Source organism: Mesorhizobium ciceri biovar biserrulae WSM1271 (genome assembly GCF_000185905.1).
GTDB lineage: Bacteria > Pseudomonadota > Alphaproteobacteria > Rhizobiales > Rhizobiaceae > Mesorhizobium > Mesorhizobium ciceri.
The window spans coordinates 5,283,731-5,297,915 of sequence record NC_014923.1 but is presented as its reverse complement, the minus strand read 5'-3'; the positions used below and the strand labels follow the sequence as shown (position 1 = coordinate 5,297,915).

Genomic DNA, 14,185 nt, shown 5'->3' with positions numbered 1-14,185 from the left:
GTTCAATCCTCACTCAGATCCGGTGTTTTTCGGAAGTGGCTTCCAGTTCGCCTTCGCGCGACGAGGTCAGCACCTCTTCGGAGAAGGTCGTGTCGACCTTGAACCAGTCGTAAAGCATCCACAAAGCGAGCACGATCGAGATGCCCCAGCATGCGTAAGAGAGTGCCACCCACATGATCGTGTCCCCGAATTAAATCGTCCTCAGAACTCTTACTTGTCGTCGAATTTTTCGTTGATGACGTCGCGATATTCGCGGTCGGATGCGCGAAACAGGAAGACGAAATAGCCTATCAGCACCGCAGCCATTATGATCAGCGTCGGCCAGTCGATGACATAATGGAAGCGGTTCTGGATGATGTCGTGCGCGGTCTCGGGCGTGTAGCCGAGCTTTTCCCAGATCGAGGCCATGGTCGGGTTCTGGCCGAGCGCTTCCCACGTCTTGGCGTCGAGGGCGTCGATGGATTTCGCCGCACCGGCGAGGCCCAGTTTCAGCGGCAGCCACAGCGCCACGAAAATGGCGACGACGACGACGGCGATGTCGAAAACCTGCCCGGCCTTGCTCTGCTCCGGCGGCGTGTAGCGGGACATTTCTTCTACCCCTCAGGACTTGCGGTTGCGGAATGCGTCGGCGTTCTTGATGTCGAGCCCGTAGATGAATTCCTTGTCTTCCTTGTAGTGCTTGACCATCGCCAGGATGGCGGCCGTGTTGAAGATCAGCACGGCGGCGGCGGCGATCGCGACCACGGCCTTGATGCCGCTGTGCGGGATGTAGGGCCATGTCATGAGCAGGACGAAGAGGATCGTCGCCCACAGGCAGACGATCAGGAGCGCAGATCCGCGCACGTCGGAGCGGTACAGCGCTTCGATGCGCTGTTGCATGTCTGACATCGGTTTTCCCCTTTTTCCAACGCCAGGCCCCGAATTGGCCGGCCGCTGCCCTCTTTCAAGAGAGTGAAATTTTTTTCATAAATTCAGTCCGAATCCCGCAATTGTCAAGCGCGATTTACGTGAGGTTAACTGTTTGCTTTGCGCGGTGGATTTTGCCTGACAATGAAATTAATTGCTTATGGGTATTGCGGCGTCCTGGCGTTTGCGATCAATATTCGGTCAAAGCTCCCGCCACTGCGCAGGGGGCAGGGAACAGCAGAGCTTTATCGAAACGGAGGACGAGCGGATGACGGCATCCTGGAGATTTTCGACCCTGGCGGATCGCCACCGAGCGCTCGGTTCGAAGCTCGAAGACTGGAGCGGCATGGGAACCGCCTGGACCTACGACAAGGATGCCGACGAGGAGTACATCGCCATCCGCACCAAGGCTGGCCTGATGGATGTCTCCGGCCTCAAGAAGGTGCACATCACCGGGCCGCATGCTTCACACCTGATCGACCTGGCGACGACGCGCGACGTCGAAAAGATCTACCCCGGCAAGTCGGCCTATGCCTGCATGCTGAACGAGGCGGGAAAATTCACCGACGATTGCATCCTCTACCGCACCGGCCCCAATGCCTGGATGGTCGTGCATGGTTCGGGCACCGGTCATGAGGAGTTGCAGCGGGCGGCTATGGGCCGCGACGTGTCGCTGCGCTTCGACGACAATCTGCACGATCTTTCGCTGCAGGGGCCAACCGCCGTCGACTATCTGGCCAAGCACGTGCCGGGCATTCGCGACCTCAACTATTTCCATCATATGCAGACGCAACTGTTCGGTTTGCCCGTCATGATCTCGCGCACCGGCTACACCGGCGAGCGCGGCTACGAGATCTTCTGCCGCGGCCAGGATGCCGGCACGATCTGGGACAGGATCCTCGACGAGGGCAAGAGCGCCGGCATCATTCCGTGCCGCTTCACCACCCTCGATATGCTGCGGGTGGAAAGCTACTTGCTGTTCTACCCCTACGACAATTCGCAGAAATATCCGTTCGAGAACGAAGGACCCGGCGACACGCTGTGGGAGCTCGGCCTCGACTTCACCGTCAGCCCCGGAAAGACCGGCTTTCGAGGCGCCGAGGAGCATTATCGCCTCAAGGGTAAGGAGCGCTTCAAGATCTACGGCGTTCTGCTCGACGGCAAGGAGCCGGCCGATGAGGGTGCGCCGGTCTATCGCGACGGCAAGAAGGTGGGCGTGGTAACCTGCGCCATGTATTCGCCCCTGGTCGAGAAATCGATGGGCATCGCCCGCCTCGACGTCGACTGCGCGGTCAAGGACACCGAGCTCGAAATCCGCAACAGGAGCGGCGCCATCAAGGCCACCGCCCAGCCATTGCCATTCGACGATCCCAAGAAGACCAAGCGCACGGCGAAAGGTTGAGGCATAGTCGACGGCGAGGGGTTCGAGCAATTCCAGGAAAAGTGTGAAACGGTTTTCCGTCCGGAATTGCGTCAAAGCAAAGAGATAGAGCGGTCCGCCGTTTCTATGAAACGGTGAAGCGCTCGAAGGCACGAAGACTTAAATGGCAGCCAAAAGCATCATCAGCCGGCCTGTTTACGGAACCTTGTCTCCGCAGCCCGGCAAGCATCATCTTTTTATCACGGATGCGGAAGGGGCACTGGCGATAGCGGAGATGGCCGGGAGTGCGCCGCCCGGGTTTTTCGACGACGCCGAAATCGTCTTCATTCCCGGGCCTGACGGCAAACACACCGCAGCCCTCCAAGCGCTGAGACCGGCGCAGTTTCATCTGTCGCCATCCTTCGCCAGCCTGCTGCCACGGCTTAGGCAGACACTGGCAAATGCGCATATGGGCCTGCGCCTCTATCTCGCCGGCACTGAGGGCCTGATCGGCCAGGCGATGCAGGTGGCGCTTGAAGCCGGCATCGACCACACTTCGATCCAGACCGAGCACCGCGGTTCGCTGGCGCGGCGCATGCAATGCGTCCACTGCAAGGGCATCACCGAGAATGTGACGACGCAGCCGGCGACCTGCGCGCATTGCGGCCTGCTGCTTCTGGTGCGCGATCATTATTCCAGGCGCATCGCGGCGTTCCAGGGCGTCTGCATCAACGCCGAGGATCGCAGCGAGATTCCTCCGATGGAGGAGGTTTTCCGATGAGCACCGGAACCACAAAACTCGATGTCGTGGTCAGCGACGTCGTCCCGGTCAACGACCTCGTCACCCGCTTCCATTTCCGCCGGCGCGACGGCGAGTTGCTGCCGACCTTTTCCGGCGGCGCCCATGTCGTGGTCGAGATGCGCGACGGCGAACGCACCAGGCTCAACCCCTATTCGCTGATGGGCTCGCCGCTCGACACGCGCGAATACACGATCTCGGTGCGCCGCGACGATGTCGGCCGCGGCGGCTCGCTGTTCATGCACCGGAACGTCAAGCCCGGCATGGAGATGGTGGTCAGCTATCCCGTCAATCTGTTCTCGCTCGACCTGCGCGCCAAAAAGCATCTGATGCTGGCCGGCGGCATCGGCATCACGCCGTTCATGGCGCAGACCGCTCAGCTTGCGGCGGAAGGCGGCAATTTCGAACTGCACTACACCTGCCGCACCGCATCGCTCGGCACCTACGCCGATGTGCTGCGCGAGCGCTACGACCGCCGGGTCAGGCTCTATCATGACGACCTTGACGAGCGCATCGAACTCGACCGGCTGCTGTCGACGCAGCCGCTCGGCACGCATCTCTATGTCTGCGGCCCGGCTGGCATGATCAACTGGGTGCGTGATCGCGCGGCAAGCCTCGGTTGGCCATCGGAAACCGTGCATTTCGAGCATTTCGCGGCCCCCCAGCCTGGCCTGCCTTTCGACGTGACGCTTGCCGTCAGCGGCAAGACGATCCGCGTCGATGAGCAGCAGAGCCTGCTGGAAGCGATCGAAGCGGCCGGCGTCGATCCGCCCTATCTCTGCCGCGGCGGCGTCTGCGGCCAGTGCGAAACCAACGTCATCTCTTGCGACGGCAAGTTCATCCACAACGACCACTGGCTGAGCGAGGAAGAGCACCGTTCGGGCAAGAAGATCATGCCGTGCGTGTCGCGCTTCGAGGGCCGGTCGCTGGTCCTGGAGCGCTAGGAGGAAATCATGGGCATCACCTTTCGCAAGGAAACGTTCCGCGACGACTTCACCTTCAGGAACAGCCCTGAGCACATCAGGCGCTTCCCGTTCCCTTTCCACGAAGACGCCTACATGTATGCGGTCAACATCGAGCCGCATGTCGTCGGGCCGAAAGGCAGCGTGCTGGAAAACCTGATCGACGTCGACGAGCACTATGTCGCCGAGATGCAGGACCGGGCGCTGGTGCTGGCCGAGGACCCGCTGCGCTGCCAGTCGCTGCCGCACATGACGCTGGCCGGCTGGGACTTGCTGGAACTGCTGATGGAGCAGCAGGCGCTGGGCTATCCCGAGCATTTCACGCTGACCCGCGACGGCGACCGCTGGCGCTGGATCAACCGGCCGCTCGGCATCGACGACACCTTCACCTTCGGCGACACCTCGACGCTGCCTTACGGCCCGATGGAGTACATCACCCGCCAGAGCCAGGGCGACTTCTGCATCCTCGACCAGCGCGACGGCAATCTGTGGATGGATGCCGGCATGGTCACCACCCAAGCCGACTGGTCGCTCGATTTTGACATCGGCATGAACTTTTTCGAATGGCACGCGCCGGTGCCGCTGGCGCATGAGAAGGGGATTTTTGTCAGGGCGCTGAAATTCCTCACCAACATCCAGCAAGGCAAGCCGGCCAGGCGCCTGAACTGGACGATGACCATCAATCCGCGCCTCGACACCAGCCCCGAAAACTATCACAAATGGGGTCCGGACCGGGCTACGGTGACGCCGGAAAATGTCGGCGACAAAGTGCATCTGCGCGTCGAGCTGCAGAGTTTTTGGCGCCTGCCGCGCTCGAACGGCATCGTCTTTCCGATCCGCTGCTATCTGATCAAGATGGATGAGCTGGTGACGCAACCAAAATGGGCCCGGCACTTGCACCGCGTCATCCGCGACCTGCCCGACGAACTCGCCAACTACAAGGGCCTGACCCGATATAGGTCAACGTTGGTCGAGTGGCTGTCGAAGCTCGACGACGGCAGCCCGACGAACCCTGGGTTCGGGCCGGATTGAGCGACGCCCGCGAAGCTGCCGATCTCCCCCTCGTGGGGGGAGATCGAGTCCCGCTCAACCCGCGCTCTGCGGATAGCAGATAATCGACAAATACCGCATCGGCAGTTTCGTCAGCTGTTCCGGCCCGTGCGGCGCGTCGGCGTCGAAGAACAGGCTGTCGCCGGGCTTCATCGGGTAGAGATTGCTGCCGTGCCGGTAAACGACCTCGCCCTCGAGCATATAGAGGAACTCCATGCCCTCATGCTGGAAGGTCGGAAACACGTCGGAATCCTCGGTCAGCGTGATCAAATAGGGCTCGACGACGACGCCGCTGGTATTGGAGCCGATATGGCCGAGCAGATTGTACTGGTGACCGGCGCGCGTGCCGCGGCGCTCGACATCGAGGCCTTGGCCGGCCTTGACGAAAACGGCGCTGCGCTCTTCCTCGAACCGGCGGAAGAAGGCAGTGACCGGGACGCCGAGCGCCCGCGACAGCGCCTGCAAGGTGGTCAGTGACGGCGAGGTGATGCCATTCTCGATCTTCGACAGCATGCCCAGCGAAATGTCGGTGGCGACCGCCAGATCGGCGACGGTGATGCCGAGCTTCTTGCGGAAGGCGCGCACCTCGCGGCCGATCGCCACCTCCAGCACCTTTTCGCGCGTGTCGCGAATGGCATGCGGGTTCTGCGTCAGCGGCGCGCGGATGGTTTTCCCGTCGGCCGAGACCTTTGGCTGCGGCTTGGCCTTTGCACCGGCTGGACCAGCCTTGGAATCGGAAACCTTCTTCGCCATGTCGCCCCCGGCACTCCTGCGGATTTATTTCACTCTAGGTGAACATGTCAGGTGCCGATACAGCAGCGCAACTGCGACGGCAAGTCGCCTGAAAGCGCATGCGCACGATCCGGCGTTTGGCCGCGTCCGGTTTTTTGCGGGAAATCCACATCGGCGGAACGTTGTTTCCGCACCGGGCTGTTGACAGCACGAAAGGGCCAATTACTGTCCCTGTGAGTGAAATTTGTTTCGTAAGAGCAATTCCGGGAAAAGCGCATAGCGCTTTCCGCTTGGGATTTGCGTCAAGGCAAAAGTCGAAACCAGATCGGGAGGCCTGCCATGAAAAGTCGCGTTGCCGTCATCGGAGCCGGCCCATCCGGCCTGGCACAGCTCAGGGCCTTCAAATCGGCGGCCGACAAGGGCGCCGACATTCCCGAGATCGTCTGCTTCGAAAAGCAGTCGGACTGGGGCGGCCTGTGGAACTACACCTGGCGCACCGGTCTCGACGAGCATGGCGATCCGGTGCACGGTTCCATGTATCGCTATCTCTGGTCGAACGGACCAAAGGAATGCCTGGAATTCGCCGACTATACTTTCGAGGAGCACTTCGGCCGGCCGATCGGCTCCTATCCGCCGCGCGCCGTGCTGTGGGACTACATCAAGGGGCGCGTCGAGAAATCAGGCCTGCGCAAATGGGTGCGCTTCAACAGCCCGGTGCGCATGGTGACGTTTTCGGACGAGACGAAGAAATTCACCGTCACCGCGCATGACCGAACCAACGACGTCACTTATTCCGAAGAGTTCGACAATGTCGTCGTCGCCTCCGGGCATTTCTCGGTACCCAACGTGCCCTATTTCGAGGGTTTCTCCACCTTCAATGGCCGCATCCTGCACAGCCATGATTTCCGCGACGCGATGGAATTCAAGGGCAAGGATATCCTGATCATCGGCCGCTCCTATTCGGCCGAGGACATCGGCTCGCAATGCTACAAATACGGCGCCAAATCCATCACCTCCAGCTACCGCTCGAAGCCGATGGGTTTCAAATGGCCGGAGAATTGGAAAGAGGTGCCGCTGCTGCAGAAGGTCGTCGGCAAAACCGCGCATTTCAAGGATGGCACGACCAAGGATGTCGACGCCATCATCCTGTGCACCGGGTACCTGCATTCCTTCCCCTTCCTGACCGACGATCTGAAGCTCAAGACAGCCAACCGCATGTGGCCGCTCGATCTCTATGAAGGCGTCGTCTGGGAGAAGAACCCACAGCTTTCCTATATCGGCATGCAGGATCAGTTCTACACCTTCAATATGTTCGACGCGCAGGCCTGGTTTGCCCGCGACGTCATCATGGGCCGCATCAAGCTGCCCTCGGCCGAGGCGATGGCCGCTCACGGCGCGAAGTGGCGCGCGCGTGAGGAAACGCTGGAAGACGCCGAGCAGATGATCTGGTTCCAGGGCGACTACACCAAGGAATTGATGGACCAGACCGATTATCCCGGTTTCGACGTCGAGGCGGTCAACCAGACCTTCATGGAATGGGAACACCACAAGGGCGAAGACATTATGAGCTTCCGCGACCACGCCTACCGCTCGCTGATGACCGGCACCATGGCGCCGCTGCATCATACGCCGTGGCTGCAGGCGCTGGATGATTCGATGGAGAGCTATCTCGAGGTGAAGGGCGTCGCGGCGGAATAACGAGTGGGCTTGCCGTCAGGCCGGCGCCTCGACCCAGCCGTGGCGACTCTCGCCATAAACAGACTGCGTCGGCGCCGGAAATGCCGGGTCTCCGAAGCAGCCGACTGCGACGGCTACCGCCGCCGGTTTTCGTGACGGATACCAGAAGACCGTTGAGCCGCACGTTCCGCAGAAATGGAAGGTGACGGGAAAGCCGCTGTCGGAATCGCGTTGGAATGTCTGGAATGAGCCGCTGATCTCGGTCTCGGCGGCATCGAAGAAAGCGGCGATCCCGAACGGACTGCCGGTCCGCCGCTGACAGTCCAGGCAATGGCAAAGCGAGACCTTGGCCGGCTCTTGCGGGCAGCGGATCTGCAATTGGCCGCAGGTGCAGTGAGCGATCCGGCCGGTCATCATTCTCTCCTGTATCGGGGCGGCTAATCCTAACCCAGCCTTGCGCGCGCCTTCGCCGTCCAGGCGCTGAACAGCCGGTCGGCGACGATGCCGATGAAGGCGATGGCGAGACCCGCGACGATGCCGCGGCCGGAATCGGCCTTGGACAGCGCGATGAACACTTCCTGGCCGAGATCGCGGGTGCCGACCATGGCGCAGATGATGATCATTGCCAGCGCCATCAGGATCGTCTGGTTGACGCCCAGCATGATTTCCGGCAGCGCCAGCGGCAGTTGCACGCGAAAGAAGGTCTGGCGCGGCGTGCAGCCCGACACCTTGGCCGCCTCGATCAGCGCCGGCGGCACCTGCCTGATGCCGTGATTGGTGTAGCGGATCGCCGGCACCACGGCGAAGGCGATCGTCGCGATCATGGCGGTGACGTCGCCGACCCGAAACAGCATCACCACCGGGATGATGAAGCAGAAGGATGGCAGCACCTGCAGCGTATCGATGACCGGCGTGACGATCTTCTCGAACCGGTCGCTGCGCGAAGCCATCAGCCCGATCGGGATGCCGATCAGGCAGGCGATGAAGGCCGAGATACCGCAGAGATAGACCGTCGCCATGGTCTTTTCCCACAGGCCGGTGATGGCGCAGAAGGCGGTCAGCGCGGCGACGAGGACGGCGAGACGCAGGCCGGAGAGTTGATAGCCGGCAAGGCCGAGCAGGAAGACAGCGCCGAGCCACGGAAAGCCCTCGCAAAAGGCGCGCAGCGGGTTCAGCAGATTGAGGATGAGCGCCACGCGAAACGCTTCGATCGTGTCGAAGAAATTGATGGTCACCCAGTTCACCGCCGCCTTCCACAGCGGCGCCGTGGTGAAAGTGATCGCTTTCGGCACCACTGCCAAGGCCGGCACGAACAGGCCGAGCAGTGTTGTCACGACAAGGATGGCGATGGCCAGCGTCAGGTTGGGGTAGCGCCGCCAGAGGCTCGGGCTTACCTCCTGATGGACATGGCCCTTTGCTTGGCTGTGCGCGATGGCCTGGCTCAGCCGGTCGAGTGCGATGGCGAGTGCCACAATGGCAAGGCCGGCTTCCATCGCCTCGCCGACCTTCAGCGCGCGTAGCGCCAGGAGCACGTCGTAGCCGAGGCCGCCGGCACCGATCATCGAAGCGATGATCACCATGTTCAGCGCCAGCATGATGACCTGGTTGACGCCGACCATCAGTGTCGGCCGCGCCGACGGCAGCAGCACCCGCCACAGTTTCTGCCGCGCCGTGCAGCCGGCCATTTCGCTGAAATCGTCGATCTCCGACGGCACCCGCGACAGGCCGAGCATCGTTGCTCGCACCATCGGCGGGGTGGCGAAGATGGCGGTCGCAATCATCGCCGAGACCGGGCTGTTGCCGAACAGCAGCAGCATTGGGATGAGATAGGCGAAGGTCGGGATCGTCTGCATCAGGTCAAGGGCAGGGGAGACGATGAGCCTTTCGGCCCACGGCTTGCGCCACGCCCAGATGCCGGCGAACAGCCCGGTGACGATGCAGAACGGCACGGCGATGGAGATCAGCCCAAGCGTCAGCATGGCGCTGGTCCATTGGCCGAACAGCGCGATATAGAGAAAGCAGCCGCCGACCAGCAGGCTGAGCTTTCTGCCGCCGGCTGCATGTCCGGTGATGAAGGCGGCAGCGCAGACGCCGACCCAGGACAGGCGCGGCAGGACATAGGCTTCTGCGCCGTGACCGATCTTGAAATTCTTGGCCAGCAGATTGAGCGCGAAATCGAGCGGAACGCCGAGCACAGCGGTGATCGAGCGGGTGAGCCACGACAGGTTCGACTTGATCCAGCGCATCAGCGCGCTGACCCAATCGGCGACCGGCACGACGGCGCTGGCCGGATAATTGACCGCCCAGGGCAGGCGGTCTTGCAACAGGAACACGACAAGCACGGCCGCGAGTGCCACCGCCCAGACGAGCAGCCAGACCTGAACCGGGCGCGACCGTGTTTCGCCGGCGCTTGCCGTCGCCGTCATGTGCCGGCTCCGGAACGCTCAATGCCGGCCAGCAGATCGATCACCGCTTGCGGCGTCACCTCGCCGATCGGCTTGCCGCTGCCGTTGACGACCGCGAACGGCTTGTTGGCGGCAACGATGCTGGCGGAAAAGCTGGATATCTTGGCCTCCGGCGCCACCGTTCCGCCGTGCTCGGAGCCGTCGCAGGCGCGCATGAGGCTGCGTGCCGAGATCACCTTGGCGCGGTCGACGTCGCGGGTGAACTCGGCGACGTAGTCGGTCGCCGGATTGACCACCAGTTCCTCCGGCGTGCCGATCTGGATGACCTCGCCATCCTTCATGATGGCGATGCGGTCGGCCAGCCGGATGGCCTCGTCGAAATCATGGGTGATGAAGACGATGGTCTTGTGCAGCATCATCTGCAACCGCATCAGCTCGTCCTGCATCTCGCGGCGGATCAGCGGATCGAGCGCCGAGAACGGCTCGTCGAGGAACCAGATTTCCGGTTTTGTCGCCAGGCTGCGGGCGATGCCGACACGCTGCTGCTGGCCGCCGGACAGTTCGCGCGGATAGAAATGCTCGCGACCCCTTAAGCCGACAAGCTCGATGACCTCGCGCGCCCTTGCTTCGCGTGTCGCCCGGTCCTGCCCCTGGATGCTGAGCGGGAAGGCGATGTTCTCCAGCACGTTGAGATGCGGCAACAGCGCAAAATTTTGGAACACCATGCCCATGCGGTGTCGTCGCAATTCGATGAGTGCTGCATCGGAGATTTTCAGCAGGTCATTGCCCTCGAATTCGACCTTGCCGTGGGTCGGCTCGACCAACCTCGACATGCAGCGCACCAGCGTCGACTTGCCGGAGCCCGACAGGCCCATGATGATGAAAATCTCGCCCTGGCGGATTTCAAGGTCGACGGCGCGCACCGCGCCGACCAGCCCGGCAGCCGTGACGTCGGCCATGCTGGCCTTGCCGTCACGTTCACGGATGAAATTGGCCGCGTTCGATCCGAACAATTTCCAGACATTGCGGCAGGCAAGCTTTACCGGACGGGCGTCTTTTGGCGCGCCCGCCGTGTTTGGCTCCTGTTCAGTCCTGTCCGTCATTCGAACGTCCCTCTGGAATATCAACAAGTGAGGCCCGGCTGGTCAGCAGCCGGGTCTCATTTTTCCAGTCGGAACGATCACTGCGCCCAGGCTTTCCAGTCGGCCTCGTGGGCGGCGATCCAGGCAGCTGCGACGTCTTCCGGTGTCTTGCCGCCGAGATCGATCTCGCCGCTCATCTTGTTGAGCTCATCGGTGTCAATCGTGTAGGCCTTGGCCACCTTGTAGGCGACCGGCCATTTGTCCTTCATGCCGGACCAGGAGTATTTCCAGATCTCGCCATGCGGCTTGCCGCAGTCATATTTGGCGTCGGGGTTCACGCCCCATTTCGGGTCGTTGTAGCACTCGGGCGTGTATTCCGGGAATTCAACCCACTCGCCCTTGTACTTGGCCGGCGCCCAATGCGGCGAATAGATCCACAGCATGATCGGCGCCTTGCGCTGATAGGCGGAATCGAGCTCGGCGAACATCGCCGCGTCGGTGCCGGCATGGATGACGGTGAAGGGCAGTTTCAGCGCCTCGACGCGCTCGTCGTCAAAGCCTTCCCAGGTCACCGGGCCGCCGAGATAGCGTCCCTTCGGTGCGGTCTCCGCCGTCGAGAAGGCTTCGGCGCATTTCGGGTCCTTTAGCGCTTCCCAATTGGGCAGGCCCGGGCATTTCTCCTTCATGTATTCCGGAAACCACCACTCTTCCTTGGCCTTGGGTCCGAGCTTGCCCAGCCGTTCGGTCTGGCCGGTCGCATCGGAGGCCTTCATGGCTTCGCCGGCGGTCGTGTCCCAGAACTCCAGGCCGACATCGAGATCGCCATTGGTGAGGCCCGTGGTCAGGCTGGAGAGGTAGTCGGCCGTGGGATACTCGACGGTATAGCCGAGCTTTTCCAGGATACCGCCAAGGATCTTGGCGTTCAGATTGACGCTGGTCCAGTCGAACAGCGCGATCTTGATCGGATCGGTGGATTCTGGTGCGGCGGCTTGGGCGGAAGGTGTCAGTGCACTCGCCGCGGCGAGTGCGAAGGTTCCCATTGTTAAGTTCGAAATCACACTGCGAAGTGACATGCTTGTTCTCCTTCAAGCTGTGAAAATTATCGTTCGTTCCCTTCTTGCGGCTTTTCTTGATTGTGTTGGAAAGGCTGGTCTTTGCGCAAGGCCGTCGGCGCCAGATTGTTGCCCCGGCTTTGGCCGGCGCAGGCAAGATGGTGCTCAATTCTAGTGATGATGGAACAGGACTGCAGTGTCGGCGTCATGGTTGCCGACGGATCGCTGCGGGGGCGGTCATCTGCGGATCGATTGCCAGTCTTGCGGCGCCTTGCAAGGTGCGAGCCATCAAGGTCTCATGTTCTCGGCTGTCGACCCGGCAAGCGCCATCTCGCCAAGCCAGTTTCATGGGATGAAATTATATATATCAAGGTTCATGTCGCGCAACGACTAACACCGCGCGAAGCGTATAAATTCAGACTGCAGGCGAAGTTGAACCTCTACCAGCAGACGTAGCCGCCATCGACAATCAGGTCGAGGCCGGTGACGAAGCTCGCTGCGCGGCTGGCCAGGAACACCGTCGGTCCGACCATTTCCTCCGGCGCCGCCATCCGCCCCATCGGCGTGTCGCGCTTGAAGATCTTCACCTCTTCGGCCACCTCAGGCCGCTTGTTCATCGGCGTCAGTGTGTAGCCCGGGCTGACGACATTGACGCGCAGGCCGCGATCGGCCCACTCCATGGCGAGACTCCTGGACATGTGGATGACGGCGGCCTTCGAAGAGTTGTAGTGCGCCTGCGTCAGGCCCCGGTTGACGATGGTGCCCGACATCGAGGCGATGTTGATGATCGAGCCCTTGCCTCGCACCAGCATCTTGCGCGCTTCGGCCTGACAGGACAGGAACACGCCGGCGACATTGACCTCGTGCACCTTCTGCCACGTCTCCAGCGGCATCGTCTCGGCGGGTTCGGAGCCGGCAATGCCGGCATTGTTGACCGCAACGGTCAGCGCACCGAGTTCGCTCTCGACTCGATCGATCGCCGCCGCCAGATCGCTCTGCGATGTCACTGTACCGTTCAGCACCAGCGCCTTGCGGCCGAGTGCCGTGATCCGGTGCGCCGTTTCATCCAGCCCACCTTTCGACGCATGACCAAAACAGGCGATGTCGGCGCCTGCCTCGGCCAGCCCGATCGCGATGGCTTGGCCGATGCCGCTGCCGGCGCCGGTGACCAGCGCGACATCGCCATCCAGCTTGAAAAGATCCATCGAGTGTCCTCCCTGTCCCAGGGAGGGTATGCGCTGACCCGTGCTTCGATCAAGCGCCCGCGCGCAAGCGGCGTCGATGCCTAGAAATAACCGCTCGACGCGGCCGTGGCTTCCTTCGGGATTTCGACGCCATCGACCAGGATCTTGTCGACCAGCTCGTGGTGGAAACAGACCAGCCCCTTGATGCGCTCCGCCTCGTGCACCGGCTCAGGATAATACCAGACCAGGTTCTCGTGGCGCTTGGCCTTGGTCGTCACGTGATAGTAGTTGGAGATGCCCTTGTAAGGACAGCGCGAGATGTAGCGGCTGGGCGCGAACATATCGAGCCGCGTGTCGGCGATCGGCAGATAGTGGCGCACCGGATGGCCGGTCTCGAACAGGAACACGCCGCGGCGTGAATCGGCGACCTGCTCACCATCGAGGATGACCTGCACGCGCCGCGACGACGGCAGGCAGTCGACGCGGCGGAACGGATCGCGGGCGTGGACAAAGATCTCCTCGTCCTCCTCGAACCAGTGCCCCATCTTGCTCCAGGTGAACGTCATATAGTCCGATATCGGCGGACAGCCCTTGACCGGATCGAGATAGCGCCAGGCCGCGTCCTCGACCAGCGTGATGCCGGTGTTGAGCGAATAGTGGGTGGCTGTGCCCTTGAATGGGTCCTCTGTCGTGGTCTTGCTCGGCAGCAGGAACTCCTCGCGAACGTCGCCGATCGGAAAATAGTAGACCGGCAGATGATCGGATTCGTAGAACACCAAGGCGTTGGTCGTATCGGCCACGGTCATTGACCCCACCTGCACGCGCAGGCGCTTCTGCGTCGGCATGGTGAAGGCTATGTAGCCCGGCTCGAAGTCGTACTGCACGATGCTGTCGAGCAGCGGAAAATGCGGCCCGCGGCCGCGCAGATGAGGCTTGCGAATGGTAGTCTCCCGTTTTGTTTCTTTTGTCATCGGGC

The 14,185-nt window shown here is 61.9% G+C and carries 15 protein-coding genes; 5 read left to right on the top strand and 10 right to left on the bottom strand.

What is annotated here, in order from left to right:
• Window positions 1-13: 13 nt before the first annotated feature.
• From MESCI_RS32370 to MESCI_RS25795, 3 genes are read right to left on the bottom strand one after another with little or no spacing between them, the layout of a single operon-like run.
• Window positions 14-175, bottom strand: a complete 162-nt coding sequence (locus tag MESCI_RS32370; RefSeq protein WP_013532900.1) for a hypothetical protein — start codon at window positions 173-175, stop codon at window positions 14-16.
• Window positions 176-210: 35 nt separating this feature from the next.
• Window positions 211-588 carry a hypothetical protein gene (locus MESCI_RS25800; protein ID WP_013532899.1) on the bottom strand — a complete coding sequence of 126 codons (378 nt, stop codon included), beginning with the start codon at window positions 586-588 and terminating at the stop codon, window positions 211-213.
• A gap of 12 nt (window positions 589-600) precedes the next feature.
• Window positions 601-888 (bottom strand): hypothetical protein, encoded by a 288-nt coding sequence (locus MESCI_RS25795; protein ID WP_013532898.1) that lies wholly within the window; start codon window positions 886-888, stop codon window positions 601-603.
• Window positions 889-1,174: 286 nt separating this feature from the next.
• Here MESCI_RS25795 and MESCI_RS25790 point away from each other — a divergent pair, with 286 nt between their 5' ends.
• The 4 genes from MESCI_RS25790 (at window position 1,175) to MESCI_RS25775 (ending at window position 5,059) form a co-directional block, all read left to right on the top strand.
• On the top strand, window positions 1,175-2,308 hold the full coding sequence (locus MESCI_RS25790; protein ID WP_013532897.1) for an aminomethyl transferase family protein: 1,134 nt from the start codon (window positions 1,175-1,177) through the stop codon (window positions 2,306-2,308).
• Between the two features lie 142 nt (window positions 2,309-2,450).
• Window positions 2,451-3,047, top strand: a complete 597-nt coding sequence (locus MESCI_RS25785; protein WP_013532896.1) for a dimethylamine monooxygenase subunit DmmA family protein — start codon at window positions 2,451-2,453, stop codon at window positions 3,045-3,047.
• The gene (locus tag MESCI_RS25780; RefSeq protein WP_013532895.1) at window positions 3,044-4,009 is read left to right on the top strand and encodes a PDR/VanB family oxidoreductase; all 966 of its coding nucleotides are present in this window, start codon (window positions 3,044-3,046) and stop codon (window positions 4,007-4,009) included. The genes MESCI_RS25785 and MESCI_RS25780 overlap by 4 nt, the downstream gene beginning before the upstream one ends.
• A 9-nt stretch (window positions 4,010-4,018) precedes the next feature.
• Entirely contained in the window at window positions 4,019-5,059 is a 1,041-nt protein-coding gene (locus MESCI_RS25775) for a heme-dependent oxidative N-demethylase family protein (protein ID WP_013532894.1), read from the top strand.
• Window positions 5,060-5,113: 54 nt separating this feature from the next.
• Here the strand turns inward: MESCI_RS25775 and MESCI_RS25770 are convergent, their stop codons facing one another.
• Window positions 5,114-5,830 carry a helix-turn-helix domain-containing protein gene (locus MESCI_RS25770; protein WP_013532893.1) on the bottom strand — a complete coding sequence of 239 codons (717 nt, stop codon included), beginning with the start codon at window positions 5,828-5,830 and terminating at the stop codon, window positions 5,114-5,116.
• Window positions 5,831-6,148: 318 nt separating this feature from the next.
• On the opposite strand from MESCI_RS25770, the gene MESCI_RS25765 reads away from it, so the two are divergent.
• A complete protein-coding gene (locus MESCI_RS25765; RefSeq protein ID WP_013532892.1) occupies window positions 6,149-7,507 on the top strand; it encodes an NAD(P)-binding domain-containing protein in 1,359 nt (452 codons plus the stop codon).
• Between the two features lie 15 nt (window positions 7,508-7,522).
• On the opposite strand, the gene MESCI_RS25760 is transcribed toward MESCI_RS25765, so the two are convergent.
• From MESCI_RS25760 to MESCI_RS25735, 6 genes are all read right to left on the bottom strand, one after another.
• Window positions 7,523-7,900, bottom strand: a complete 378-nt coding sequence (locus tag MESCI_RS25760) for a GFA family protein (RefSeq protein ID WP_013532891.1) — start codon at window positions 7,898-7,900, stop codon at window positions 7,523-7,525.
• A gap of 29 nt (window positions 7,901-7,929) precedes the next feature.
• Window positions 7,930-9,912 (bottom strand): ABC transporter permease, encoded by a 1,983-nt coding sequence (locus tag MESCI_RS25755; RefSeq protein WP_013532890.1) that lies wholly within the window; start codon window positions 9,910-9,912, stop codon window positions 7,930-7,932.
• On the bottom strand, window positions 9,909-10,994 hold the full coding sequence (locus MESCI_RS25750) for a quaternary amine ABC transporter ATP-binding protein (protein ID WP_013532889.1): 1,086 nt from the start codon (window positions 10,992-10,994) through the stop codon (window positions 9,909-9,911). The genes MESCI_RS25755 and MESCI_RS25750 overlap by 4 nt, the downstream gene beginning before the upstream one ends.
• Window positions 10,995-11,071: 77 nt before the next feature.
• The gene (locus tag MESCI_RS25745) at window positions 11,072-12,046 is read right to left on the bottom strand and encodes an ABC transporter substrate-binding protein (RefSeq protein WP_013532888.1); all 975 of its coding nucleotides are present in this window, start codon (window positions 12,044-12,046) and stop codon (window positions 11,072-11,074) included.
• Window positions 12,047-12,465: 419 nt separating this feature from the next.
• Window positions 12,466-13,230, bottom strand: a complete 765-nt coding sequence (locus MESCI_RS25740) for an SDR family oxidoreductase (protein ID WP_013532887.1) — start codon at window positions 13,228-13,230, stop codon at window positions 12,466-12,468.
• Window positions 13,231-13,310: 80 nt separating this feature from the next.
• Complete coding sequence (locus MESCI_RS25735; RefSeq protein WP_013532886.1) at window positions 13,311-14,180, bottom strand: DUF427 domain-containing protein; 870 nt, start codon at window positions 14,178-14,180, stop codon at window positions 13,311-13,313.
• Window positions 14,181-14,185: the final 5 nt, after the last annotated feature.

What these genes read in the sequence shown, in the direction of transcription:
- MESCI_RS32370 (WP_013532900.1), bottom strand. Translation starts at nt 175, where the DNA reads ATGTGGGTGGCACTCTCTTACGCATGCTGGGGCATCTCGATCGTGCTC.
- MESCI_RS25800 (WP_013532899.1), bottom strand. Translation starts at nt 588, where the DNA reads ATGTCCCGCTACACGCCGCCGGAGCAGAGCAAGGCCGGGCAGGTTTTC.
- MESCI_RS25795 (WP_013532898.1), bottom strand. Translation starts at nt 888, where the DNA reads ATGTCAGACATGCAACAGCGCATCGAAGCGCTGTACCGCTCCGACGTG.
- MESCI_RS25790 (WP_013532897.1), top strand. Translation starts at nt 1,175, where the DNA reads ATGACGGCATCCTGGAGATTTTCGACCCTGGCGGATCGCCACCGAGCG.
- MESCI_RS25785 (WP_013532896.1), top strand. Translation starts at nt 2,451, where the DNA reads ATGGCAGCCAAAAGCATCATCAGCCGGCCTGTTTACGGAACCTTGTCT.
- MESCI_RS25780 (WP_013532895.1), top strand. Translation starts at nt 3,044, where the DNA reads ATGAGCACCGGAACCACAAAACTCGATGTCGTGGTCAGCGACGTCGTC.
- MESCI_RS25775 (WP_013532894.1), top strand. Translation starts at nt 4,019, where the DNA reads ATGGGCATCACCTTTCGCAAGGAAACGTTCCGCGACGACTTCACCTTC.
- MESCI_RS25770 (WP_013532893.1), bottom strand. Translation starts at nt 5,830, where the DNA reads ATGGCGAAGAAGGTTTCCGATTCCAAGGCTGGTCCAGCCGGTGCAAAG.
- MESCI_RS25765 (WP_013532892.1), top strand. Translation starts at nt 6,149, where the DNA reads ATGAAAAGTCGCGTTGCCGTCATCGGAGCCGGCCCATCCGGCCTGGCA.
- MESCI_RS25760 (WP_013532891.1), bottom strand. Translation starts at nt 7,900, where the DNA reads ATGACCGGCCGGATCGCTCACTGCACCTGCGGCCAATTGCAGATCCGC.
- MESCI_RS25755 (WP_013532890.1), bottom strand. Translation starts at nt 9,912, where the DNA reads ATGACGGCGACGGCAAGCGCCGGCGAAACACGGTCGCGCCCGGTTCAG.
- MESCI_RS25750 (WP_013532889.1), bottom strand. Translation starts at nt 10,994, where the DNA reads ATGACGGACAGGACTGAACAGGAGCCAAACACGGCGGGCGCGCCAAAA.
- MESCI_RS25745 (WP_013532888.1), bottom strand. Translation starts at nt 12,046, where the DNA reads ATGTCACTTCGCAGTGTGATTTCGAACTTAACAATGGGAACCTTCGCA.
- MESCI_RS25740 (WP_013532887.1), bottom strand. Translation starts at nt 13,230, where the DNA reads ATGGATCTTTTCAAGCTGGATGGCGATGTCGCGCTGGTCACCGGCGCC.
- MESCI_RS25735 (WP_013532886.1), bottom strand. Translation starts at nt 14,180, where the DNA reads ATGACAAAAGAAACAAAACGGGAGACTACCATTCGCAAGCCTCATCTG.